Source organism: Pseudomonas sp. GXZC (assembly GCF_026967615.1).
Lineage (GTDB): Bacteria > Pseudomonadota > Gammaproteobacteria > Pseudomonadales > Pseudomonadaceae > Aquipseudomonas > Aquipseudomonas azotoformans_A.
Map to the genome: position 1 here is coordinate 6,430,989 of NZ_CP114115.1, position 24,491 is coordinate 6,455,479.

The 24,491-nt window shown below is 61.9% G+C and carries 21 protein-coding genes; 10 read left to right on the forward strand and 11 right to left on the reverse strand.

Translation table 11 applies throughout. The features are described from left to right. Positions 1-112: 112 nt before the first annotated feature. The 9 genes from OZ428_RS30450 to bioB all read right to left on the reverse strand — a co-directional run bounded on the left by OZ428_RS30450 (position 113) and on the right by bioB (position 10,363). Positions 113-1,882, reverse strand: coding sequence for an acyl-CoA dehydrogenase C-terminal domain-containing protein (locus OZ428_RS30450; RefSeq protein WP_269132175.1), 1,770 nt, complete (start codon positions 1,880-1,882; stop codon positions 113-115). Between the two features lie 90 nt (positions 1,883-1,972). Next, on the reverse strand, positions 1,973-3,262 hold the full coding sequence (locus OZ428_RS30455; protein WP_269132176.1) for a GGDEF domain-containing protein: 1,290 nt from the start codon (positions 3,260-3,262) through the stop codon (positions 1,973-1,975). A gap of 208 nt (positions 3,263-3,470) precedes the next feature. Next, positions 3,471-5,276 (reverse strand): phenylacyl-CoA dehydrogenase, encoded by a 1,806-nt coding sequence (locus OZ428_RS30460; protein WP_016977848.1) that lies wholly within the window; start codon positions 5,274-5,276, stop codon positions 3,471-3,473. Between the two features lie 252 nt (positions 5,277-5,528). Next, positions 5,529-5,810 carry a hypothetical protein gene (locus OZ428_RS30465; protein ID WP_016977847.1) on the reverse strand — a complete coding sequence of 94 codons (282 nt, stop codon included), beginning with the start codon at positions 5,808-5,810 and terminating at the stop codon, positions 5,529-5,531. 106 nt (positions 5,811-5,916) lie between these two features. Beyond that, positions 5,917-6,597: a dethiobiotin synthase gene (gene bioD / locus OZ428_RS30470; protein WP_016977846.1), complete on the reverse strand. Its 681-nt coding sequence runs from the start codon at positions 6,595-6,597 to the stop codon at positions 5,917-5,919. Then, positions 6,594-7,406 (reverse strand): malonyl-ACP O-methyltransferase BioC, encoded by an 813-nt coding sequence (gene bioC / locus OZ428_RS30475; RefSeq protein WP_269132177.1) that lies wholly within the window; start codon positions 7,404-7,406, stop codon positions 6,594-6,596. Before bioC ends, bioD begins: the two co-directional genes overlap by 4 nt. Continuing rightward, positions 7,399-8,130, reverse strand: a complete 732-nt coding sequence (locus OZ428_RS30480) for an alpha/beta fold hydrolase (RefSeq protein ID WP_133075378.1) — start codon at positions 8,128-8,130, stop codon at positions 7,399-7,401. Before OZ428_RS30480 ends, bioC begins: the two co-directional genes overlap by 8 nt. Then, positions 8,123-9,304, reverse strand: coding sequence for an 8-amino-7-oxononanoate synthase (bioF, locus tag OZ428_RS30485; protein ID WP_269132178.1), 1,182 nt, complete (start codon positions 9,302-9,304; stop codon positions 8,123-8,125). The genes OZ428_RS30480 and bioF overlap by 8 nt, the downstream gene beginning before the upstream one ends. Before the next feature lie 3 nt (positions 9,305-9,307). Continuing rightward, complete coding sequence (bioB, locus tag OZ428_RS30490) at positions 9,308-10,363, reverse strand: biotin synthase BioB (RefSeq protein ID WP_269132180.1); 1,056 nt, start codon at positions 10,361-10,363, stop codon at positions 9,308-9,310. A 92-nt stretch (positions 10,364-10,455) separates the two neighbouring features. Here bioB and OZ428_RS30495 point away from each other — a divergent pair, with 92 nt between their 5' ends. From OZ428_RS30495 to rarD, 5 genes are all read left to right on the forward strand, one after another. After that, positions 10,456-11,193 carry a ComF family protein gene (locus OZ428_RS30495; protein ID WP_133075380.1) on the forward strand — a complete coding sequence of 246 codons (738 nt, stop codon included), beginning with the start codon at positions 10,456-10,458 and terminating at the stop codon, positions 11,191-11,193. 58 nt (positions 11,194-11,251) lie between these two features. Continuing rightward, entirely contained in the window at positions 11,252-12,016 is a 765-nt protein-coding gene (locus tag OZ428_RS30500) for a TOBE domain-containing protein (RefSeq protein ID WP_269132181.1), read from the forward strand. A gap of 78 nt (positions 12,017-12,094) precedes the next feature. Beyond that, a complete protein-coding gene (locus tag OZ428_RS30505; protein WP_269132182.1) occupies positions 12,095-13,993 on the forward strand; it encodes a PhoX family protein in 1,899 nt (632 codons plus the stop codon). Positions 13,994-14,171: 178 nt separating this feature from the next. Beyond that, positions 14,172-15,146, forward strand: coding sequence for a serine/threonine protein kinase (locus tag OZ428_RS30510; RefSeq protein WP_016977838.1), 975 nt, complete (start codon positions 14,172-14,174; stop codon positions 15,144-15,146). 55 nt (positions 15,147-15,201) lie between these two features. Further along, positions 15,202-16,086 (forward strand): EamA family transporter RarD, encoded by an 885-nt coding sequence (gene rarD, locus OZ428_RS30515; protein ID WP_010207032.1) that lies wholly within the window; start codon positions 15,202-15,204, stop codon positions 16,084-16,086. Between the two features lie 223 nt (positions 16,087-16,309). Here the strand turns inward: rarD and OZ428_RS30520 are convergent, their stop codons facing one another. After that, positions 16,310-16,822: a glycine cleavage system protein R gene (locus OZ428_RS30520; protein ID WP_133075384.1), complete on the reverse strand. Its 513-nt coding sequence runs from the start codon at positions 16,820-16,822 to the stop codon at positions 16,310-16,312. A gap of 266 nt (positions 16,823-17,088) precedes the next feature. Between OZ428_RS30520 and OZ428_RS30525 the strand changes: the two genes are divergently transcribed. Then, positions 17,089-19,266, forward strand: a complete 2,178-nt coding sequence (locus OZ428_RS30525; RefSeq protein ID WP_269132183.1) for a malate synthase G — start codon at positions 17,089-17,091, stop codon at positions 19,264-19,266. A 50-nt stretch (positions 19,267-19,316) separates the two neighbouring features. Here OZ428_RS30525 and OZ428_RS30530 read toward each other — a convergent pair whose 3' ends face one another. After that, on the reverse strand, positions 19,317-19,763 hold the full coding sequence (locus OZ428_RS30530) for a response regulator (protein WP_025857000.1): 447 nt from the start codon (positions 19,761-19,763) through the stop codon (positions 19,317-19,319). A 246-nt stretch (positions 19,764-20,009) separates the two neighbouring features. Between OZ428_RS30530 and OZ428_RS30535 the strand changes: the two genes are divergently transcribed. The 4 genes from OZ428_RS30535 to OZ428_RS30550 all read left to right on the forward strand — a co-directional run bounded on the left by OZ428_RS30535 (position 20,010) and on the right by OZ428_RS30550 (position 24,406). Beyond that, the gene (locus OZ428_RS30535) at positions 20,010-21,932 is read left to right on the forward strand and encodes a putative nucleotidyltransferase substrate binding domain-containing protein (RefSeq protein WP_269132184.1); all 1,923 of its coding nucleotides are present in this window, start codon (positions 20,010-20,012) and stop codon (positions 21,930-21,932) included. After that, positions 21,929-22,636 carry a 3'-5' exonuclease gene (locus OZ428_RS30540; RefSeq protein ID WP_269132185.1) on the forward strand — a complete coding sequence of 236 codons (708 nt, stop codon included), beginning with the start codon at positions 21,929-21,931 and terminating at the stop codon, positions 22,634-22,636. The genes OZ428_RS30535 and OZ428_RS30540 overlap by 4 nt, the downstream gene beginning before the upstream one ends. A 274-nt stretch (positions 22,637-22,910) precedes the next feature. After that, the gene (locus tag OZ428_RS30545; protein ID WP_016977831.1) at positions 22,911-23,429 is read left to right on the forward strand and encodes an RNA polymerase sigma factor; all 519 of its coding nucleotides are present in this window, start codon (positions 22,911-22,913) and stop codon (positions 23,427-23,429) included. Continuing rightward, positions 23,426-24,406, forward strand: a complete 981-nt coding sequence (locus OZ428_RS30550; RefSeq protein WP_038843098.1) for a FecR domain-containing protein — start codon at positions 23,426-23,428, stop codon at positions 24,404-24,406. The genes OZ428_RS30545 and OZ428_RS30550 overlap by 4 nt, the downstream gene beginning before the upstream one ends. Positions 24,407-24,491: the final 85 nt, after the last annotated feature.

Sequence of the window (24,491 nt, forward strand, 5' to 3'; positions counted from 1 at the left end):
TGAGAACGTGAAAAGTAATTCGGTAAGAGTCGGTTTTACAGGCTCAGAGTGTACCCGAACAACTTTTCAGACACATAGGGTCCACTTGTGACTGATTGGTATTTTTAAGTCATTACAGCGCAAATGCCTCCGCAGGCAGACTCATCAGGCATTCGCTGCCCGCTTCCACCGCAGCGCGGTGGGTGGCGGTACGTGGCAGCAGGCGCTTGAAATAGAAGTCGCAGGTCGCAAGCTTGGCCTTGGAGAAATCCGAGTCCGGTTGCTCAAGGGCAGCCATCGCCATGCGCAACCACAGGTACGCGAGTATCACGTAGCCGCTGTACATCAAGTAATCCACGGCCGCCGCACCCACTTCATCGGGGTTCTTCATCGCGGCCATGCCGACTTTGGTGGTCAGTTCTCCCCATTCTCCGTTCAGTTGGTTGAGCTGCGCCACAGAGGCCTTGAGCTGCGGGTGCTCGGCATTCGCCGCGCAGAACTTATGCACGATCTTGGTAAAGCCGCGCAGCAACTTGCCCTGGCTGCCCAACACCTTGCGCCCCAGCAGGTCGAGGGCCTGGATGCCGTTGGTGCCTTCATAGATCGGCGCAATCCGCGCATCGCGAGCCAGTTGTTCCATGCCCCACTCGCGGATGTAACCGTGGCCGCCGAAGACCTGCATACCGTGGTTGGTCACCTCAAGGCCGGTGTCGGTCATGAAGGCTTTGCAGATGGGTGTGAGAAACGCCAGCAGGTCTTCAGCGTCCTGACGCTGGGTGGCGTCGTTGCTCAGGTGCGCGGTGTCGAGCAACTGTGCGGTGAAGTAGGTCAGTGCGCGATTGCCTTCGTTGAAGGCCTTCATGGTCAGCAGCATGCGGCGCACATCGGGGTGCACGATGATTGGGTCGGCGGCTTTATCCGGGGCCTTGGCACCGGTCAGCGAACGCATCTGCAGGCGGTCGTTGGCGTATTTGATCGCGCCCTGGAAGCTCGCCTCACCATTGCACAGGCCCTGCATCCCCGTGCCCAGGCGCGCGTGGTTCATCATGGTGAACATGCAATTGAGGCCTTTGTTCGCCTCACCAATCAAAAAGCCCTTGGCGCCGTCGAAGTTCAACACGCAGGTGGCCGAGCCCTTGATGCCCATCTTGTGCTCGATGGAGCCGCAGTGCACCGCGTTACGCTCCCCCGAATCCGCATGGAACTTGGGCACGATAAACAGCGAGATGCCCTTGGTGCCCGCCGGTGCGTCCGGCAGTTTGGCCAGCACCAGGTGGATAATGTTGGCGCTCATGTCGTGCTCGCCGGCCGAGATGAAGATCTTGCTGCCGGTGACCGCATAGCTGCCGTCCGCCTGGGGCACGGCGCGGGTCTTGATCAGGCCCAGGTCGGTGCCGCAATGGGCTTCGGTGAGGCACATGGTGCCGGTCCATTCGCCGGCGGTGAGTTTGTTGAGGAACGTGTCTTTCTGCTCGGCGGTGCCGTGGGCGTGGATCGCCGACATCGCGCCGTGGGTCAGCCCTGGGTACATGCCCCAGGAGGTGTTGCTGGAGCCGATCATCTCGCTGAGCACCAAGCCCAGCGACGACGGCAAGCCCTGGCCGCCGTAGGCCGGGTCTGCCGCCACGCCGTGCCAGCCACCTTCCACGTACTGCGCGAAGGCTTCCTTGAAACCCTTGGGCGTAGTCACCACGCCATTGTCGAAATGACAGCCTTCTTCATCGCCGCTGCGGTTAAGCGGCGCGAGTACGTTTTCGCAGAATTTGGCGCCTTCTTCGAGGATCGCGCTGACCATGTCCGGGCTGGCATCGGTCGCGCCCAAGGCGGCGTAATGACCGTGGAAATCAAACACGTTGTCGATCAGAAAACGCATGTCACGAAGGGGAGCTTTGTAGTCAGGCATGGCAATGTCTCCGTCAGCAGATGGTTTCAACCTACTGCCGGGCATTGCCTCGGACAATCACTGTAGCGCTGCTGAATACAGCGCCATCACTCAACCGGCAGCGCCCTCTGTGCGCACCGCGCCACGACGGGTTTGCCCGGCCGCAACCACACAGTTGCGCCCCGCGCCTTTGGCGGCGTACAGCGCCTGGTCGGCGGATTTGAGCACCTCTTCGGGCGTGCGCTGCTCGGCCTGGCGCTCGGCCACGCCGATGCTGATGGTCACCGAAACACTCGAGGCACCACTGCCCGCACGGCGCTGACGGCCTTGGTGATCGTCCTGGGGGCGGTCCGAATTGCGCAGCTTGATATCGTAGTCCGCGATGATCTCGCGGATCTCCTCCAAGTGCGGCATGCATTCTTCCACCGTCTTGCCGGCGAACACCACGGCAAACTCCTCACCACCATAGCGATAAGCGCGTCCGCCACCGTTGACCTTGGACAGCTTGCTCGCCACCAGGCGCAGCACCTGGTCGCCGACATCATGGCCGTGGGTGTCGTTGAAGCGCTTGAAGTGGTCGACGTCGCTCATCGCCAGCACGTAGTTGCGCCCCAGCCGCTGCATGCGCTCGTTCAGCGCGCGACGCCCCGGCAAGCCAGTGAGCTCATCGCGGAAGGCCATTTGATAAGCCTCATGGGCCACACCGGCGGCGATCATCAGCATCACCTGGCTGCACATGATGTTCAGGGTGAACGGCAGGATGAATGTCTGCGGCAACATCCAGAACAGCCCCAGCAAACCCACCAGTTGCGCCGCGTGCAGCGGACGTGGCTGATACCAGTACTGCGCCGCCAGGGTCAGGAAGCCGATCAGGAACATCGGGTATGACAGCTGGATCAGGCTCATCCAGCTGCCATGCAGCACCGGCCAGCGAATCTCCGCCAGCCAATTGAGCACCGCCTGGGGATAACTTTGCTCCAGCGCCAGCGCCACGCTGCCGATCGCCAGCAACACCGCGCCACGGGCGACGAAGTCCCGGAACAGGTGGGTCTTCTCCTGCCATAGCGCGTAGATGCTGAACAGTAGCGGCAACAGCAGGCAGCACAGGTGAAACACCACCGCCGCGTCTTCGCGCACGCGGCCGTTGTCGCGGTAAAAATCGGTCTGTGTATCCAACAGGAAGTAGGCGATGTACACCGTGATCATCAGGAACAGTTCGCGCTGACGGCGATACACCGCGCAGTACGAGCCACCGAGCAACAACACCAGGGTCGGCAACACATTGAACAGCGACGTGAAGAAGACGTTGAGGTCCTTGACGTACGCAGCCGAGAGCCCGGCCAGCAAGAGCAGCAACGAAGGTAAAAAGTGACTGAAACGTACAGCGGACACGCGCGACAAGGGTAAAACTCCGACCCGCAAAAAAATGATGGCACTGTGCCTTGATGCCGACAGTTAAGCACAACCTGGCACGCATGTATCACATTGCCATCACTGTAACGGCAGCCAGCGGTAATCCCTGAGCGCTTTACTGTGGTTTTTTATCGCCCACAAAAAAGCCGCCGCTCCCGTAAAGGAGCGGCGGCTCTTGAAGTGAACCCGGTAAGGCTTAGTAAGCCAGGCCGAAGTCTTCTTCTTTCATGTCCATCAGGTTGTTGGCGCCCGACAGCATGGTGGCTTTATGGGCCAGGGTACGCGGCAGGATGCGCTGGAAGTAGAAGCGCGCAGTCTGCAGTTTGGCGGTGTAGAACGCCTCTTCGGTGGTACCGGCAGCCAGTTTTTCGGCCGCCAGGCGCGCCATGTCGGCCCAGAAGTAAGCCAGGCACGCGTAACCGGAGTACATCAGGTAGTCCACCGAAGCGGCACCCACCTCTTCGCGGTCTTTCATCGCGGCCATGCCGACCTTCATGGTCAACTCGCCCCACTCTTTGTTCAGTGCCGCCAGCGGTGCAACGAACTCTTTGACGGCTTCGTTGCCTTCGTTGGCCTGGCAGAACTTGTGCACGATCTTGGTGAAACCTTTGAGCGCTTCGCCTTGGGTCATCAGCACTTTGCGGCCCAGCAGGTCCAGGGCCTGGATGCCGGTGGTGCCTTCGTACAGCATCGAGATGCGGCTGTCGCGAACGTTCTGCTCCATGCCCCACTCGGCGATAAAGCCGTGGCCGCCGTAGATCTGCACGCCGTGGTTGGCGGATTCAAAACCGACTTCGGTCATGAACGCCTTGGCGATCGGGGTCATGAACGCCAGCAGGCCGTCGGCTTGCTTCTTGGCTTCGTCGTCGGTGCCGTATTTGACGATGTCCACTTGCTTGGCGGTGAAGTACACCATCGCACGGTTGCCTTCGGCGAAGGCTTTCATGGTCAGCAGCATGCGGCGCACGTCAGGGTGCACGATGATTGGGTCGGCGGCTTTGTCCGGCGCTTTCGGGCCAGTCAGGGAGCGCATTTGCAGGCGGTCGCGAGCGTACTTCAGGCCGCCCTGGAAGCCGATCTCGGCGTGGGACAGGCCTTGCAGCGCGGTACCCAGGCGAGCGGTGTTCATAAAGGTGAACATGCAGTTCAGGCCTTTGTTCGCCGGGCCAATCAGGAAACCGGTGGCCGCGTCGAAGTTCATCACGCAGGTGGCGTTGCCGTGGATGCCCATCTTGTGTTCAAGGGATCCACAGGTCACGGCGTTGCGCGCGCCGATCGAACCGTCCGCGTTCGGCAGGAACTTGGGCACGATGAACAGCGAGATACCTTTGGTCCCGGCCGGTGCGTCCGGCAGGCGGGCCAGTACGATGTGGACGATGTTGTCGGCCATGTCGTGTTCACCGGCCGAGATGAAGATCTTGGTGCCGGAGACTTTGTAGGAACCGTCGGCCTGAGGCTCGGCCTTGGTGCGCAGCATGCCCAGGTCGGTGCCGCAGTGTGGCTCGGTCAGGCACATGGTGCCGGTCCATTCACCCGACACCAGCTTGGTCAGGTAAGCCTCTTGCTGCTCGGGAGTACCGTGCTCGGAGATGGTGTTCATCGCACCGTGGGACAGGCCCGGGTACATGCCCCACGACCAGTTGGCGGCGCCCACCATTTCGCTCACGGCCAGGCCCAGGGATTCCGGCAGGCCTTGGCCGCCGTGCTCCACGTCGTGGGCCAGGCTTGGCCAGCCGCCTTCGACGAATTGTTTGTAGGCTTCTTTGAAACCGGTTGGGGTTTTAACGCCCGACTCACTCCAGGTGCAGCCTTCGATGTCGCCCACGCGGTTCAGCGGTGCCAGTACTTGCTCGCAAAACTTGGCGCCTTCTTCAAGGATGGCGTCAACCATGTCCGGGGTAGCGTCCTGGCAAGCCGGCAGGCTCTGATAGTGCGCTTCATAGCCAAGCAGTTCGTCACGAACGAAGCGAATATCACGCAAGGGGGCCTTGTAGTCAGGCATAGCGATAAACCTCTGCTGATGTATCTGGAATGAACAACCGCGTGGAATTGTTGTGGCGGTCAAACAGGTGTTTGAAACATACGTTTACCACCTGGGGATGTCAAGCGTCGTCCGGATGCCGTTTGTCATGACGTGAATCAAAGGCGCGCACGGCGACGCCTGCGGCGGGTTGCCACAAGGAGTTCAGAAGGGAATCAAGAATTGTGCAAGCACAACCGACCTCAGTAAGAGGCCGGTGGGAGTCAGAGGGGATTAAGCGTAGGTGTCGATCAGGGTGCCGAGCATTTCATCCGAAGCCTTGGCGACTTTGGCGCCGAGCTCCACTTGAAATTTGCCTTGGGCCATTTCGACCATGTTGCTGGCCGAGTTGGACGGCTGGGCGCGGTCGTTGGCTTGCAGACGGTCGCTTTGCGCATCCGAGGGCTGGGTCGTCGCAGCGCTGGCGATTTTGCCGGCGGCCTGGTCGACACGGTTCTGCCCGGTCTGAATGCTGCTCAGGCCCGAATAAAACGCGCTGCTTCCAGAGATTTCCATGGCGTAAGCCTGCCTTTAGAGAATCGTGAACCGTGATTGAAGCAGAGTTGTCCGCAAAACGCCCGTCAAAAACACTAATGGCATAATGCCTTAGCGATAGCCAAAATCAGTCAAGCAAGTCCAACTGCAAGTACTCCGCCACCGCTTCAGCCCCCGCCTGCTTGAGTTTCGGCACACGGCCCAGACAGGGTGCAGGCAGCCGCTCGGCCAGGGTGGCAAGGTTTTCTTCCAGACGGGAGGTCTTGGGGTCGATGATATTCGCCACCCACCCGGCCAGCTGTAAACCGTCACGGGCGATGGCTTCGGCGGTGAGCAAGGCATGGCTGATGCAACCCAGGCGCACGCCCACCACCAGGATCACCGGCAGCTTGAGCGCCATCGCCAAATCCGACAGGTTCGCCTGATCGGCCAGAGGCACCCGCCAACCGCCTGCGCCTTCGATCAAGGTGAAATCTGCTTCGCGCGCCAGAATCTGCTGCATGGGCTTGAGCAACGATTGCACGGTCAGAGAGACGCCCGCCTCCCGCGCCGCCAAATGCGGCGCGATGGCCGGTTCGAACGCCACCGGGTTGACCTCGGCATACGTCAGGGGCAACGAACATTCGGCCAGCAACGCCAGCGCATCAGCGTTGCGCAAGCCCTTGGGCGTGACCTGGCAACCGGAAGCCACGGGCTTGCCAGCGGCAGTGCTTCTGCCAGCTTGTCGCGCCGCGTGCAGCAGGCCAGCAGCGACGGTGGTCTTGCCGACGTCAGTGTCGGTGCCGGTGATGAAGTAGGCGGCGCTCATAGAGGTTTCTCCAGTACGGCATACACCACTTGGTAAGTCGCCGGCAGGCCTTGGGCCTGGCGGAACCGCTCATACGCCTGCACCAGTGCAACAATCCGCGCGCGCCCCGTCAACCCTCCCGGCCGGCCGGGGTTGAGGTTGTGCGCACCCAGGGCCTTCAATTCATGGGTGAGGCTGCGCACGTCCGGGTAATGCAGCACATGGGGGCGGCGCTCCAGACTCACCACCCGCAAGCCGCTGGCCGCACACAGATGTTGATAAGCCTCGAACGTACGAAAGCGGTTGACGTGAACCAGGCCATCCGCCGCGCGCCAGCTTTCGCGCAGCTCTTCCAGCGTGCCCACGCACAGGCTGGCAAAAGCGAGCGTGCCACCCGGTTGCAGCACGCGGTAGGCCTCGCTGAGCACCGCCTCAAAGTTTGCGCACCACTGCACCGCGAGGGAGGAGAAAATCAGCGCCACGCTGCCAGCGTTAAGCGGCAAGCGCTCGGCATCGCCAGCGACGAAGTGCTGCGCCCCCCCCAGCGGACGCGCGTGATTGAGCATGCCTTCGGCGATGTCCAGTGCAATGCCTTGGCTGGCGGGCAAACGTTCGGCCAGCACGCGGCTGAAATAACCGGTGCCGCAGCCCATGTCCAGCCAGCGATGCGGCGCAATGTCAGCCGGCAAGCGTGCCAGCAATTGGCTGCCCACTGCGCGCTGCAACTCGGCAACGCTGTCGTAACTGGCGGCTGCACGGGAAAAGGACGCCGCCACCTGGCGCTTGTCGGGCAACGCGCCTGGCAGCGGGGTGTGGGATAAATCAGTCATCGACGCACTCATGCAAAAAAGCCTGGATGGCCCCCGCGACACCGTGGGGGTCTTCCAGAAGAAACGCGTGGCCGGCCTGTTCAATCAGGCCGATTTCAACATCGGGCAGCAACGCCAGCAGGTCGCTGGCGGCTTCGGCGGGGACCAACCCGTCCAGCCCGGCGAACAGATGCAACTGCGGGCCGCGATACGCCAGCAAGGCTTCGCGGGTGTCGAGTTGGGCGAGCAGTTCGAGGCCGGGCATCAGCACACTGGAAGGCGTACTCGGCGCGCCACTGACCAGCAAGCGCGATAATCCACGCGGGTCTTCGGCGCCCTTGGCGCACAGCAGACCGAAGCGCTTGAGGGTCACTTGGGAGTCGGCGTGGCAACCGGCGAGAAACGCATCGAAGGTCTCGGCTGGCATCGCACTCGGCCAACCTTCATGGGCGACAAAACACGGGTTGCTCGCCAGCGTGAGCAAGCCGCAGCAACGTTCTCCTCGGCGCGCCGCCAGCTCGGAAGCCAGCATGCCACCCAGCGACCAACCGCCTAGCCAGGCGTTGTCCGGCAGCGTGGCGTCGAGTTCGTCGAGCCATTCATTCAGGTCGCTGGAATCCAACGCGGGCAACGGCTCGATCTGCACCTGCAGGTGTTCGTCCAAGCCTTGCAATGCAGCGGCCAACGGCTCCAGCGGCGATACACCGAGGCCCCAACCCGGCAGCAATATCAGTCGATCACGCATGGTCGGGCTCCGTGGCGCCTAACAAGCGGAAACATTCTTCCAATGCGTTTAACAATAGCTGCACCTGCGCCTCGGTGTGGGCCGCCGTCAAGGTCACACGCAAACGCGCACTGCCAGCCGGCACGGTGGGTGGGCGAATGGCGGTGACCATCAGACCGCGCTCGCGCAGCATCTGCGACAGGCGCATGGCCTTGGCGCTGTCGCCGATCAGGATCGGCTGGATCGGCGTGAAGCTGTCCATCAGGTCCAGCCCGAGCTGCTCGGCGCCGTGACGGAACTGGCGGATCAGGCCGTTGAGGTGCTCGCGTCGCCAATGCTCGGTGCGTAACAGCTCCAGGCTTTTCAAGGTGGCGCAGGCCAGGGCAGGCGGTTGGCTGGTGGTATAGATGTACGGGCGCGCGAACTGGATCAGGCTTTCGATCAGTTCTTCACTGCCCGCCACAAAAGCGCCGGCCGTGCCGAACGCCTTGCCGAGGGTGCCGACCAGCACCGGCACATCCTCCTGGCTCAAGCCGAAATGCTCGACGATACCGCCGCCGTGGGCACCCAGTGGGCCAAAACCATGGGCATCATCCACCATCAACCACGCGCCCTTGGCCTTGGTTTCACGGGCCAGCGCGGGCAGGTCGGCCAGGTCGCCGTCCATGCTGAACACGCCATCGGTGACCACCAGGGTATTGCCGGTGGCTTTCTCCAGGCGCTTGGCCAGGCTTGCAGCATCGTTATGCAGGTAGCGATTGAAACGCGCCCCCGACAGCAAGCCCGCATCCAGCAACGAGGCATGGTTGAGCCGGTCTTCCAGCACCGTATCGCCCTGCCCCACCAACGCCGTGACCGCACCGAGATTGGCCATGTAGCCGGTGGTAAACAGCAGCGCACGCGGACGGCCGGTAAGGTCGGCCAGCGCTTCTTCCAGCTCATGGTGCGGCGTCGCATGCCCGACCACCAAGTGCGAAGCACCGCCGCCCACGCCCCAGCGGGACGCACCGGCGCGCCAGGCTTCAATCACTTGTGGGTGATTGGCCAGGCCCAGGTAATCGTTATTGCAGAACGCCAGCAGCGGCTTGCCATCCACCACCACTTCCGGGCCTTGGGGGCTGTCGAGCAGCGGACGTTGGCGATAAAGGTGTTCGGCACGGCGGGCAGCGAGGCGCGCGGCGAGATCGAAAGACATCCCTCACACCACAGCGTTATAGAACTGCTCGCTGCTCTTCTGCTCCACCAACGCCTGCTCGATCGCCGCCTGATGCACTTCATCCGCGTGTTCTTCACGGGCTTCCGGCAGGATGCCCAGGCGCGAGAACAGTTGCATGTCCTTGTCCGCCTGCGGGTTGGCGGTGGTCAGCAGTTTGTCGCCGTAGAAGATCGAGTTGGCGCCGGCGAAAAACGCCAGGGCCTGCATCTGCTCGTTCATTGCCTCACGACCCGCCGACAGGCGTACATGGGACTGCGGCATCAGGATGCGCGCCACGGCGAGCATGCGGATGAAGTCGAATGGGTCGATGTCTTCGGCGTTTTCCAGCGGCGTACCGGCCACTTTCACCAACATGTTGATCGGCACCGACTCCGGATGCTCCGGCAGGTTGGCCAGTTGGATCAGCAAATTGGCGCGGTCGTCGAGGGACTCGCCCATGCCGAGGATGCCACCGGAGCATATCTTCATCCCCGAATCCCGCACGTAGGCCAGGGTTTGCAGGCGCTCGCTATAGGTGCGGGTGGTGATGATGCTGCCGTAGAACTCGGGCGAGGTATCGAGGTTGTGGTTGTAGTAGTCCAAGCCGGCCTGGGCCAGGGCTTCGGTCTGGTCCTGATCGAGGCGACCGAGGGTCATGCAGGTTTCCAGGCCCATGGCCTTCACGCCTTTGACCATCTGCAGCACGTAGGGCATGTCTTTAGCCGACGGGTGCTTCCAGGCGGCGCCCATGCAGAAGCGGGTCGAGCCGATGGCTTTGGCGCGGGCAGCGTCTTCGAGAACCTTCTGCACTTCCATCAGCTTCTCTTTTTCCAGGCCAGTGTTGTAGTGGCCCGACTGCGGACAATATTTGCAATCTTCCGGGCAGGCGCCGGTCTTGATCGACAGCAGCGTCGACACCTGCACACGGTTGGCGTCGAAATGCGCGCGGTGCACGGTCTGCGCCTGGAACAGCAGGTCATTGAACGGCTGTACGAACAGGGCCTTGACTTCGGCGAGGGACCAATCGTGACGCAGAGTGGCGGTGGTGCTGGCGCTCATGGGCGATTCCTTGATTATGCTTTGGCAAGCGCTGCGGGAAGGGCAATACCCACAGGCACGACACGGATGCTCGGCATATTTAAGGAAGATTCATGCACTGTCAACCAGCCTACAAACACCAGGTTTACATCTGGTCAAAAAACACCCAAACCTGTTTAATCTGCGATGAGGCCACGCAATCAGCCGACTCTGTGTGCAACGTCTGCGAAACCGAGCTGCCGTGGCTGATAGAACACTGCACCCTGTGCGCCCTGCCCTTGCCGATGGAGGGGTTGATCTGCGGCCAATGCCAGAGACATCCGCCGGCCTTTAAACAGGTGATCGCGCCCTGGACCTACAGCTTTCCGCTCGACAGCCTGATCAGCCGCTTCAAGCACCAAGCGCGCTGGCCCCTGGGGCAGATGCTGGCGCGGCTGTTGGCGCAGCATATGCAACATCGCTTCGACAACACCGGACTCACACGCCCCGACTGCCTGCTGCCGGTACCCATGGCCCGCAAGCGCCTGCGTGAACGCGGCTATAACCAGGCCTTGATGCTGGCGCGCTGGCTCAGCCACGACTTGCACATCCCCTACGATGAACACCTGTTGTTACGCCCCCATGAAACCGTGGCGCAACAAGCCCTCGATGCCAAAACCCGACAACGCAACCTGCTCGGCGCTTTCGCCCTGGCGCCCGACGCACGGGTGCAAGGCCGTCACTTCGCGCTGGTGGACGACGTACTCACCACCGGCGCCACCGCCCACAGCCTGGCGCGGTTGTTGATGAATGCCGGGGCGCTGCAGGTCGATGTGTACTGCGTGGCCCGCACGCCCAAACCGGGCAGTTGACTTGACTCCGGCCACCCTTGCCCGCAACGTTCGGCTTATCCCATCGAAGCGTATGCCCATGTCTCTGCCAACGTCCCTCAGCCAACACATCATCCGCCGTCCCCAGCGCATTGCCTTGCTGGCGCATATCGCTGAGCAGGGCTCCATCACCCGCGCGGCAAAGAGCGCGGGCTTGAGCTACAAGGCGGCGTGGGATGCCATCGACGAGTTGAACAACCTGGCGCAAAAGCCCTTGGTAGAACGTAGCGTCGGCGGCAAAGGCGGCGGCGGCGCCAGGTTGACGATCGAAGGTGAGCGTGTGTTGCGCCTTTACCAGCGCCTGCAAGTGGTGCAGGCCGAAGTGCTGGGCTCGGACGAAGCCGCCAGCGATTTCAATCTACTGGGCCGCTTGATGCTGCGCACCAGCGCACGTAACCAACTGCATGGTCAGGTCGTCGCCATCGAGCAGCATGGCCGCAATGATCTGATCCGCCTGCAACTGGCCGGTGGGCTGACCCTGGCTGCGCAGATCACCCACGACAGCACGCAGCGACTGGAACTGGAAACCGGCGTGGAAGTGGTCGCACTGATCAAGGCAGGCTGGCTGGAGTTGCTGACACCCGAGGCCTTCGCAACAACTGGACACAATTGCATGAGCGGCATCGTCGACGCCATTCTCGACGCCGAAGACGGGCCCAGCGAAGTGCGTGTCACCCTGCCCAGCGGCCAGGTTTTGTGCGCCCTGGCGCAGCCCGCCGCGCTCAAGGCGCTGCGTGTGACCGAAGGCAAAGCGATCCAGGTTCAATTTGCGCCGAGCAATGTGCTGCTCGGCACGCCGGTGTAAGCGGCCCGCTATTTAAACTGCAACAATTTCGTCACGCCCGCTCCTTATGGTGTCTGCAAAAACCGCAGGGAGCCTGAGATGAGCCTATTAGAAGAAAACCAAGCCACCGACCTTGAGCAAATGGTCGGCCTCACCCGCCGCCGTTTCATCGGCGCCGGTGCCCTGTGTGGCGCCGCGATGTTCCTGGGTGGCAACCTGCTGAGCCGCAGCGCCCTCGCCGTCAACGCCGCCAGCGCCAGCCCGTTGCTGGGGTTCACCAGCATCGCCGCCGCCACCAGCGACGCCATCACCTTGCCGCCGGGCTACAGCGCGTCGGTGCTGATCAGCTGGGGCCAGCCACTGAGCAAGAGCGCGCCGGCCTTCGACCCGTCCGGCAATGGCACGGCCAAGGCCCAGGAACAGCAGTTCGGCGACAACAACGACGGCATGAGCCTGTTTGCCTTCCCCGGTGACGACAACCGCGCGCTGATGGCGATCAACAACGAATACACCAACTACCGCTACCTCTTCGCCCACGGCGGCGCGCCGCAATCGGCCGAAGACGTGCACAAGGCTCAGGCCAGCGAAGGCGTGTCGGTCATCGAAGTGCGGCGCAAGGGCGACACCTGGCAGTTCGTGCAGGACTCGCGCTACAACCGCCGTATCCACGGCAACTCACCGATTCGCCTCAGTGGTCCCGCCGCTGGCCACGACTGGCTCAAAACCAGCGCCGACAAATCCGGCAAAAAAGCCCTGGGTACCTTCCAGAACTGCGCCAACGGCAAGACGCCATGGGGCACTTATCTGACGTGTGAAGAGAACTTCACCGACTGCTTCGGCAGCAGCAACCCACAACAAACCTTCGACGCCGGGCAGAAACGCTATGGCGTGGTCGCCGCCAGCAAAGACATCAACTGGCATCAGCATGACCCGCGCTTCGATATGGCCAAGAACCCCAACGAACTCAACCGCCACGGTTGGGTCGTGGAAATCGACCCGTTCGACCCGCAATCCACCCCGGCCAAGCGCACCGCCCTGGGCCGCTTCAAGCACGAAAACGCTGCCCTGGCGGAAACCCGCGACGGCCGCGCTGTGGTGTACATGGGCGACGATGAGCGCGGCGAGTTCATCTACAAGTTCGTCAGCCGCGACAAGATCAACCACAAGAACCCCAAGGCCAACAAAGACCTGCTCGACCACGGCACCCTGTATGTGGCGATCTTCGACGCGGGCGACGGCAACGCCGACCACCCCAAGGGCAAGGGCCAATGGGTCGAGTTGACCCACGGCAAAAACGGCATCGATGCCAGCACCGGTTTCGCCAACCAGGCCGAAGTACTGATCCACGCGCGCCTGGCCGCCAGTGTGGTGAAAGCCACGCGCATGGACCGCCCGGAATGGATCGTGGTCAGCCCCACCGACGGCCAGGTCTATTGCACCCTGACCAACAACGCCAAGCGCGGTGAAGAGGGCCAACCGGTGGGCGGCCCCAACCCGCGTGAGAAAAACGTTTACGGCCAGATCCTGCGCTGGAAGGCCGACGCCGATAACCACGGCGCCTCGGAATTCACCTGGGACCTGTTCGTGGTGGCCGGCAACCCTGGCGTGCACGCCGGCACGCCGAAGGGTGGCTCGTCGAACATCAACCCGCAGAACATGTTCAACAGTCCAGACGGATTGGGCTTCGACAAGGCCGGGCGCCTGTGGATTCTTACGGACGGGGACTACAGCAACGCAGGTGACTTCGCCGGCATGGGCAACAACCAGATGCTCTGCGCCGACCCTTCCACTGGGGAAATTCGCCGCTTCATGGTCGGACCGGTGGCCTGTGAAGTGACGGGCATCAGCTTCTCGCCGGATCAGAAGACGCTGTTTGTGGGGATCCAGCACCCAGGCGAAACCGGTGGTTCGACTTGGCCGGAGCATCTGCCGAATGGCAAGCCGCGCTCGTCGGTGATGGCGATTCGGCGGGATGACGGCGGTATCGTCGGCGCCTAATAAGCCCTCTGTGGTGAGCGGGCTTGCCCCGCGCTGGGTTGCGTAGCGACCCCAATAAAACGGGAGCGCTGCGCACTCCAGCGCGGGGCAAGCCCGCTCACCACAACAGCACAGTCACCACCTATCACTGTTACCATACCCGGCCGGACGCGGCGCCCTGCTGCGCGCAGGAGTTCGCATGGCCCACCCGTTTGAAACACTCACGCCCGACCTGGTACTCGATGCTGTCGAAAGCATCGGTTTCCTCAGCGATGCTCGCGTTCTGGCGCTCAACAGCTACGAAAACCGCGTCTATCAAGTGGGCATTGAAGACTCGGAACCGCTGATCGCCAAGTTCTATCGGCCGCAGCGTTGGACCAACGAGGCGATCCTCGAAGAACACCGCTTCACTTTCGAACTGGCCGAATGCGAAGTGCCGGTGGTCGCGCCATTGATCCACAACGGCGAAAGCCTGTTCGAACACGCCGGTTTCCGCTTCACCCTGTTCCCCCGCCGTGGCGGCCGTGCGCCGGAGCCGGGTAATCTCGATCAGCTGTATCGCCTTGGGCAATTGCTCGGACGTTTGCATGCGGTGGGCTCCACCCGCCCGTTCGAACACCGCGAAGCCTTGGGCGTGAAGAACTTCGGTCACGACTCACTCACCACCTTGCTTGAAGGCAATTTCATCCCCAAGAGCCTGCTGCCGGCCTACGAGTCGGTGGCCCGCGACCTGCTCAAGCGTGTGGAAGAGGTGTACAAAGCCACGCCGCACAAGAACATCCGCATGCACGGCGATTGCCACCCCGGCAACATGATGTGCCGCGACGAGATGTTCCATATCGTCGACCTGGACGACTGCCGCATGGGCCCGGCGGTGCAGGACCTGTGGATGATGCTCGCCGGAGATCGTCAGGAATGTCTGGGGCAGTTGTCGGAATTGATGGACGGCTATCAGGAGTTCCATGACTTCGACCCGCGAGAACTGGCGCTGATCGAACCCCTGCGCGCCTTGCGTCTGATGCACTACAGCGCCTGGCTGGCACGGCGTTGGGACGACCCGGCGTTCCCCCACAGCTTCCCGTGGTTTGGCAGCGAGCGTTATTGGGGCGATCAGGTGTTGGCATTGCGCGAGCAATTGGCCGCCTTGAATGAAGAGCCATTGAAGCTGTTTTGACGGACAAATATCCTTACAATCGCGCTTTGTTAGCTGCCTAAGCAAGGATTCTGCAATGCAAGCCGCCAACCCCCGCAAGGGGTACATCCTGGGCCTGAGCGCCTACGTCATCTGGGGTCTGTTCCCGCTCTACTTCAAAGCCATCGCCAGCGTGCCCGCCGCCGAAATCATCGTGCACCGCGTGTTGTGGTCGGCGCTGTTCGGCGGTTTGCTGTTGATGGTGTGGAAGCATCCCGGCTGGTTCCGCGAGTTGCGCGACAACCCCAAGCGCCTGGCGATCCTGGCCCTCAGTGGTTCGCTGATCGCGGGTAACTGGCTGACGTATGTGTGGTCGGTGAACACCGGACGCATGCTGGAAGCGAGCCTGGGTTACTACATCAACCCATTGGTGAATGTGGTGCTGGGGATGCTGATCCTGGGTGAACGCCTGCGCCGCTTGCAGTGGGTTGCCGTCGGGCTGGCTGCCGTGGGTGTGGCGCAACAGGTGTGGCAGGTCGGCAGCTTGCCATGGGTGTCGCTGGTGCTGGCGTTGACCTTTGGTTTCTACGGGCTGATCCGCAAGCAGGCGCCGGTCAAGGCGCTGCCGGGGCTGGTGGTGGAAACCTGGATGCTGGTGCCGATTGCAGTTGCCTGGCTGCTGTTCAACCCGACCGCCCATAGCGCGCAGATGGCGTTCTGGAGTACGTCCGAAGCCTGGTGGCTGGTGGCGGCCGGCCCGGTGACGCTGATCCCGCTGGTGTGTTTCAACGCCGCCGCACGGCATTTGCCCTACACCGCGTTGGGCTTTTTGCAGTACGTCGCGCCGACCCTGGTATTGCTCGAAGCCGTGCTGCTGTTCGGCGAACACTTGGCACCGAGCACGCTGACGGCCTTTGCCTTCATCTGGGCGGGCCTGGTGGTGTACAGCGTGGATATCTGGCTCAGCGCGCGCAAACGCTGATCAAATAACGTACAAACCTCTGCAAGCCACAGCGGGTGTGGCTTGCAGACATCCACCCCAAGGTTATCCACAACCTGATCCCCGCCATTTGTGCACAAGCTTTTGAAATTGCTCGTTTTTTGCTCAATCAGCGAAGAGCCCCGGCCGGTGTGGGCTGGCGAGGGGTCTCTACAGGTTATCCACAGGCCCATGCAAGATTTCCATGCATAACCCTGTGGGCAGATTATTCCTCGTGATGCAGTTCCACCATCAAGTCATCGGCCAGGGTTTCCAGGGACAGCTGCAAGGTGTCCAGGGATAACGCGGTCGGCACCTGCAACAGCGCCTCGGCAGTGAACAACGGGTCGCCGCTCATGGGCGCGGGGCGCACATCGGTGCTCAGGCTCTCCAGGTTCACGCCCTGCTGGCTCAGCAGCGCAGTGATCTCGCGCACAATGCCCGCCCGGTCATTGCCCACCAGCGTCATCATGATCGATTTGGACGCCAAGGCCTGCCCGCTGCTGCCCTCGCCCACCAGTACGCGAATGCCATGGGTGGATAAATCCTCCAACGCCCCGACCAACGCCTGACGGTGCTCTGTAGGCACGCTGACCCGCAGGATCCCTGCAAACTGCCCGGCCATGTGCGCCATGCGGCTTTCCAGCCAGTTGCCACCGTGGGCGGCGATATTCTGCGCGATGCGCTCGACCAGGCCGGGTTTGTCGGCAGCGATAATTGTGAGTACAAGATGGTCCATGGCAACGCCCTCTGGAATTCAATCTACAAGGTGGACCCGAAGGCCCCTGATAACAAATCGTGTACCATTTTTATATTTATCTGGAACAATCTAATAGTTTTTTGAGAACATCTGGTTCTCCGCTGTGACCGTACGACCAAAGTGGGTCGCTAAACGACGTATTTAGTCTAATTTTCACAACCGCAAGTCATCATGTAGTATGCGCAACCTGGCACTACATAATGAAAATCTAAAAAGCGCTTAAGCTGTGCAGAGTGAGGCAAGCAATGACTGAACACGTTCAAGTCGGTGGCCTGCAGGTCGCCAAAGTCCTGTTCGACTTCGTGAACAACGAAGCCATTCCCGGCACCGGCATCACTGCCGATCAGTTCTGGGCCGGCGCCGACAAGGTCATCCATGACCTGGCCCCGAAGAACAAAGCCCTACTCGCCAAACGCGACGATTTCCAAGCGCGGATCGATACCTGGCACCAGACTCATGCCGGCCAGGCGCACGACCCGGTGGCCTACAAAGCCTTCCTGCAAGACATTGGATACCTGCTGCCAGAAGCCGCGGATTTCCAGGCCACGACCCAAAACGTCGATGACGAGATCGCCCGCATGGCCGGCCCGCAGCTGGTAGTGCCGGTGATGAACGCCCGCTTCGCCCTCAACGCCTCGAATGCGCGCTGGGGCTCGCTGTACGACGCGCTGTATGGCACCGACGCCATCAGCGAAGCCGACGGTGCCGAAAAGGGCCAGGGCTACAACAAAGTGCGTGGCGACAAGGTCATCGCCTTCGCCCGCGCCTTCCTCGATGAGGCCGCACCGCTCAGTGCCGGCAGCCACGTCGATTCCACCGGCTACAAGATCGTCGACGGCACGCTGATCGTCAGCCTCAAGGGCGGCAGCAACAGCGGCCTGCGCGACGACGCACAGTTGATCGGTTTCCAGGGCCCTGCGGCCGAGCCGATTGCGATCCTGCTGAAACACAACGGCCTGCACTTCGAAATCCAGATCGACGCCAGCACCCCGGTCGGCCAGACCGACGCCGCCGGCGTCAAAGACGTGCTGATGGAAGCCGCGCTGACCACCATCATGGACTGTGAAGACTCCGTCGCCGCCGTCGATGCCGATGACAAAGTGGTGATCTACCGCAACTGGCTCGGCCTGATGAAGGGCGACTTGGCCGAAGAAGTGGCCAAGGGCGGCAAGACCTTTACTCGCACCATGAACGCCGACCGCGTTTATACCGGCGTGGATGGCCAGGACGTGACGCTGCACGGTCGCTCGCTATTGTTCGTGCGCAACGTGGGTCACCTGATGACCATCGATGCGATCCTCGACAAAGACGGCAACGAAGTGCCGGAAGGCATTCTCGACGGCCTGGTCACCAGCCTCGCCGCGACCCACAGCCTCAACGGCAACAACAGCCGCAAGAACAGCCGCACCGGTTCGGTGTACATCGTTAAGCCGAAGATGCACGGCCCGGAAGAAGCCGCGTTCACCAACGAGCTGTTCGGCCGCGTCGAAGACGTGCTGAAGCTGCCGCGCAACACACTGAAAGTCGGGATCATGGACGAGGAGCGCCGTACCACGGTCAACCTCAAGGCATGCATCAAGGCCGCCAGCGAGCGCGTGGTGTTTATCAACACCGGCTTCCTTGACCGTACCGGCGACGAGATCCACACCTCCATGGAAGCCGGCGCGATGGTGCGCAAGGCGGCGATGAAGGCAGAAAAATGGATCGGCGCCTACGAAAACTGGAACGTGGACATCGGCCTGAGTACCGGCCTGCAAGGTCGCGCACAGATTGGTAAAGGCATGTGGGCCATGCCCGACTTGATGGCGGCGATGCTCGAACAGAAAATCGCCCACCCATTGGCCGGCGCCAACACCGCCTGGGTGCCGTCGCCAACGGCGGCTGCGCTGCACGCGTTGCACTACCACAAGGTCGACGTATTTGCCCGCCAGGCCGAGTTGGCCAAGCGCGAGCGTGCGTCGGTGGACGACATCCTGACCATTCCTCTGGCCAGCAACACCGATTGGTCCGACGAAGAAATCCGCAACGAACTGGACAACAACGCCCAAGGCATCCTCGGTTATGTCGTCCGCTGGATCGACCAGGGCGTCGGTTGCTCGAAAGTGCCGGACATCAACGATGTGGGCCTGATGGAAGACCGCGCCACCCTGCGCATCTCCAGCCAGCACATCGCCAACTGGCTGCGCCACGGCATCGTCAACGAAGCCCAGGTGATGGAAAGCCTCAAGCGCATGGCGCCGGTGGTGGACCGTCAGAACGCTGGGGACAAGCTGTACCGTCCACTGGCACCGGATTTCGACAGCAACATCGCGTTCCAGGCGGCGGTGGAGTTGGTGATTGAAGGGACGAAGCAGCCGAATGGCTATACCGAGCCGGTGTTGCACCGTCGGCGTCGGGAGTTCAAGGCCAAGAACGGCCTGTAAATGAAAAAGCCCTGATCACACGATCAGGGCTTTTTTATGCAACCGGAGTTTTACTGCGCCATCCCCAACTCCCGCTTCACCATCTTCGCCAACTTCACGCTATCGATCGGCTTGAGCAAAAAATCCACCACGCTCAAGTGCATCGCATCGATCACATCCGGCGCTTCGGCATCCCCCGACATGATGATGATCGGCAGCGCGGCCCGCGTGGACTCACGCACTTGTCGGATCAGTTCCAGGCCATTGCTGGGCGCCATGCGCAGGTCGGTGATCAGCAAACCGATGGAGCTGCTCGACTTCAACAAATCCCACGCCGCCTCACCACTGTCGGCGGTCATGCAGCGAATACCGTCCAGCCCCAGGATTTCCGCCAGCAACTCGCGTGCGTCCTTGTCGTCGTCGACGATCAACACGCGTTGTGGCGGTAAATCAGGCTCCAGCATCACGGCGCTCAGCGCCTCGCGCTCGGCATCACTCAAAATATCGTGGTCGGACATACGGTTCTCAGCAGTTCTCATCAATCTCCCAGCACACTCGTCAGACATCTGCGGAAGGGCGTTCAATGTGCACTTCGTCGGAAAGTTTGCCTAGTGGGCGTTCTACGGGTTTTGGACGATAGTCATGTAAGGTTTTTCCCTAGGTGTGTGCCGTTTGTATCGACCTAGACTTACGTCCAATGGGCACCCGCTGCGCAGGAGTCGACCATGAGGGACGATAACGACAAAAAAACTGCGGTCATTGTTATGAGTAAAGCTGATGCCTTCGCCCAGGCGGGGAAAACTGCTGTGTTGCAAAATATCCACGGCACCCTGCAATTCCTGCAACGCTTCCCGCCGTTCAACCAGATGGAAAACGCTCACCTGGCGTTTTTGGTGGAACAGTGCCAGTTACGCTTCTATGGCCCCGGCGACAGCATCCTCAAACCCTCGGGCGGGCCGGTGGAGCACTTTTATATCGTCAAACAGGGCCGGGTGGTCGGTGAACGTCCGGACAGCGCCGAAACCACGTTTGAAATCACCACCGGCGAGTGCTTCCCCCTGGCCGCGTTGCTGGGCGAACGGGCGACGCGCACCGAGCACAAGGCCGCCGAAGACACCTTCTGCCTGCAACTGAACAAACCGGCGTTCATCAAGCTGTTTGCACTCTCCAGCCCGTTTCGCGATTTTGCCCTGCGCGGCGTCAGCAGCCTGTTGGACCAGGTCAATCAGCAAGTGCAGCAAAAAGCCGTGGAAACCCTCGGCACTCAGTATTCCCTGAACACGCGGCTCGGCGAATTAGCCATGCGCCACCCCGTCACGTGCAGCCCCGCCACGCCGCTGCGCGAAGCCGTCACGCTGATGCATGAGCAACAGGTCGGCAGCATCGTGATCGTGGATGAACACAAGGCGCCCCTGGGGATTTTCACCCTGCGCGACCTGCGCCAGGTGGTGGCCGATGGCACCAGCGATTTCAGCCAGGCCATCGAAGGGCATATGACCCAGGCGCCGTTCTTCCTGACGCCGGACCACAGCGCCTTCGACGCCGCGATCGCCATGACCGAGCGGCATATTGCCCACGTCTGCCTGGTCAAGGACCAGCGCCTGTGCGGCGTGGTGTCCGAGCGCGATTTGTTTTCCCTGCAACGGGTGGACCTGGTGCACCTGGCGCGCACCATCCGCAATGCGCCGAGGGTGGACAACCTGGTGGCGATTCGCGGCGAGATCGGCCAGTTGGTCGAACGGATGCTGGCCCATGGTGCCTCGTCCACCCAGATCACCCACATCATTACGCTGCTCAACGATCACACCGTGTGCCGGGTGATCGAGCTGACCCTGGCCGAAAAAGGCGACCCCGGCGTGCCCTTCAGTTGGTTGTGCTTTGGCAGCGAAGGCCGCCGCGAGCAGACGCTGTACACCGATCAGGACAACGGCATCCTGTTTGACGCCAAGGACGCGGCCGAAGCCGCGGCGATCCGAGGCCGGTTGTTGCCGCTGGCGCAGCAGATCAACCAGAGCCTGGCGCTGTGCGGGTTCAGCCTGTGCAAAGGCAACATCATGGCCGGCAACCCGGAGCTGTGCCTGTCGCGGGCGGAATGGGCGCGGCGATTTGCGGCGTTTATCCGCGAGGCCACGCCAGAGAATCTGCTGGGTTCCAGCATCTATTTCGACCTGCGTGTGGTGTGGGGCGATGAACGTGGCTGCGAGCAATTGCGCCAAGGCATTCTCGACCAGGTGGCGGACAACCGGTTGTTCCAACGCATGCTGGCCGAAAACGCGTTGCGCCAGCGTCCGCCCGTAGGACGTTTCCGCGAATTTGTACTCACGCGTAAAGGCGGCGAAAAAGCCACGCTCGACCTCAAGGTGCAGGGCCTGACGCCCTTTGTCGACGGCGCACGCCTGTTGGCCCTGGCCAATGGTATTCACGCCAATAACACCTTGGAGCGCCTGCGCCAACTGGTGGTCAAGGAGGTGATTGAGCCCCTGGACGGCGCTGCGTATGAAGAGGCCTACCACTTTATCCAGCAGACCCGCATGCAACAGCACCAACTGCAAACCCGCGAGAATCAGCCGTATTCCAACCGTGTCGACCCGGACAGCCTCAACCATCTGGACCGGCGCATCCTGCGTGAATCCCTGCGCCAAGCCCAGCGCCTGCAAAGCAGCCTGACATTGCGGTATCAGCTGTGAGCTTGTTCAACTGGCTGCGTAAGAAAACGCCCGGGCTCGACAGCGCGCAACAACAGCGCCTGGCGCAACTGCGCAAACCCACGCCGCTGGGCAACGTCACCCTGCGCAACCAGCGCTGGGTGGTGGTGGACCTGGAAACCAGCGGCCTCAACCTTAACCGTGACCAGGTGCTGTCGATTGGCGCGGTGGTGATCGAAGATGGCGCGGTGGATTTTTCGCAACTGTTCGAACGCACGCTGCAACGGGCCGAAACCAAACTCAGCCCCAGCGTGTTGATCCACGGCCTCGGCCCCAGTGCGATTGCCGCCGGCAGCGATCCGGTCGACGCGTTACTGGACTTCATGGACTTTGTGGGCGACAGCCCATTGCTGGCCTTCCATGCACCGTTCGATCAACACATGCTGTGCCGGGCGCTCAAGGACAGCCTGGCTTATCGCCTGGCCCATCCATTTCTCGATGTTGCAGACATCGCCCCGCTGCTGTGCCCGGACGCGCACATCCGCGAAGCCGGGTTGGACGACTGGATCAACCACTTCCACCTGCACGTGGGCGAGCGCCATCACGCCAGCGCCGACGCCCTGGCCACGGCGGAGCTGATGCTGATCCTGTTCAGCCGCGCGCGCCAGCAACACATCGACACGCCACAGGCGCTGCAAGAGCGTTTGAGCCAATGGAAACGGCGTCAACACGCGCCCTCTTTCTAACGCCTCAGAACCCTGTGGTGACCGGGCTTGTTGTGGTGAGCGGGCTTGCCCCGCGCCGGGCTGCGAAGCGGCCCCTATAAGACCACCGCATTTTTCCAGAGAGAACGCGGCGTCTGGTTTCAGGGCCGCTTCGCAGCCCAGCGCGGGGCAAGCCCGCTCACCACAAAAAAGTCCCCCTTCAAACCGACAGACGCCAATTGCGCCCACTCCACGGCTCTGACACAATCGCGAATAATTCTCGTTAGTTTAAACATCGCGTTTACCAGGTGATGCCTTGTCGTCGATCCAGAACCCCCACAGTGAGCTTGTTGGCGCGTTGTATCGCGACCATCGTGGCTGGCTGTTGGCCTGGCTTCGACGCAACGTGGCCTGCCCGAGCCGCGCCGAAGACCTGAGCCAGGACACCTTCATGCGCCTGCTCGGCCGTGATGAGTTGCGCGAACCCCGCGAACCAAGGGCGTTCCTGGTAGCAATCGCCAAGGGCCTGTTGTTCGACTACTTCCGTCGCGCGGCCCTGGAACAGGCCTACCTCACCGAACTGATGCTGATCCCGGAAAGCGAACACCCGTCGCCGGAAGAACAGCAACTGATCCTCGAAGACCTCAAGGCCATCGACCGCCTGCTCGGCAAGCTGTCGAGCAAGGCCCGCGCCGCCTTCCTCTATAACCGCCTCGACGGCATGGGCCACGCCGAAATCGCCCAACGCCTCGGCGTGTCGGTGCCCCGCGTGCGCCAGTACTTGGCCCAGGGCATTCGCCAGTGCTACATCGCGCTATATGGCGAGCCGCTGTGACGGTGATCAGCTCCAAACCCGTCTCGGCCCGCGTGCTGGATGCGGCGATTGCGTGGCAGTTGTCTCTCGATTCGGGCGACGGCAGCGTAATTGAGCGTGAAGAATTCGATAAATGGCTGGCCAGCGATGAAGAACACGCCCGCGCCTGGCGCCAGTTGGGCATGCTCGACCAGCGTTTCAGCGTGGCCTCGGGCCCGGCGCGGGCGGCGTTGCTGCAATCGCGTGAAGGTATTCGCCAGCGCGTGCGCAAGCTGGGCAGTGGCCTTGCCAGCATCGCGCTGGTGATTGGCCTGGCGCTGTTTGCCGGTGAACGCTATGTGCCGATCCACTATTGGCTGGCCGACCAACGCACCGCCACCGGCGAGCAGCGCACGCTGAAGCTGGCGGACGGCACGCTGATCAACCTCAACACCCACAGCGCTATCGACGTACGTTTTGATGAAAAACGCCGGCTGATCGTGTTGCAGGAAGGCGAAATCCTGGTCGAGACCGGCCACAACGACGCGCGGCCATTCTATGTGCAAACCCGCGACGGCAGCCTGCGGGCGCTGGGTACGCGGTTTATCGTCAAGCGCGAAGACGACGCTACGCGCCTGAGCGTGTTGCAATCGGCCGTGGCCGCCCAACCCGAAGCGCTGAATCAGGAACAGATCTTCAAGGAAGGCCAGCAAGTGCTGATGCGCAGCGATGGTCTCGGCCCTGCGCTTGCCGTCACCCCCGCCACCGACGCCTGGACCCGCGGCATGCTGGTAGTCGATAACGCGCGCCTGGGCGATGTGGTTGCGGAGCTCAGCCGTTACCGCACCGGTTACCTGGGGGTGGATAAAAACGTCGCTGACCTGCGCATCACTGGCAGCTTCCCGCTGCACGACACCACGCTGGCGCTCAACGCACTGCTGCCGACGCTGCCGGTGCAGATCGAGCAGCACACGCCGTGGTGGGTGACCGTGATCGGCAAGGCACCCGCGGCCAAATAAAAAATATTTTCATCCTGCCCTATCACTTTTCGATTCTCGTTCGGCACCTAGGCAATTGCGAAATATTTCCATTCAGGAGCCGCCC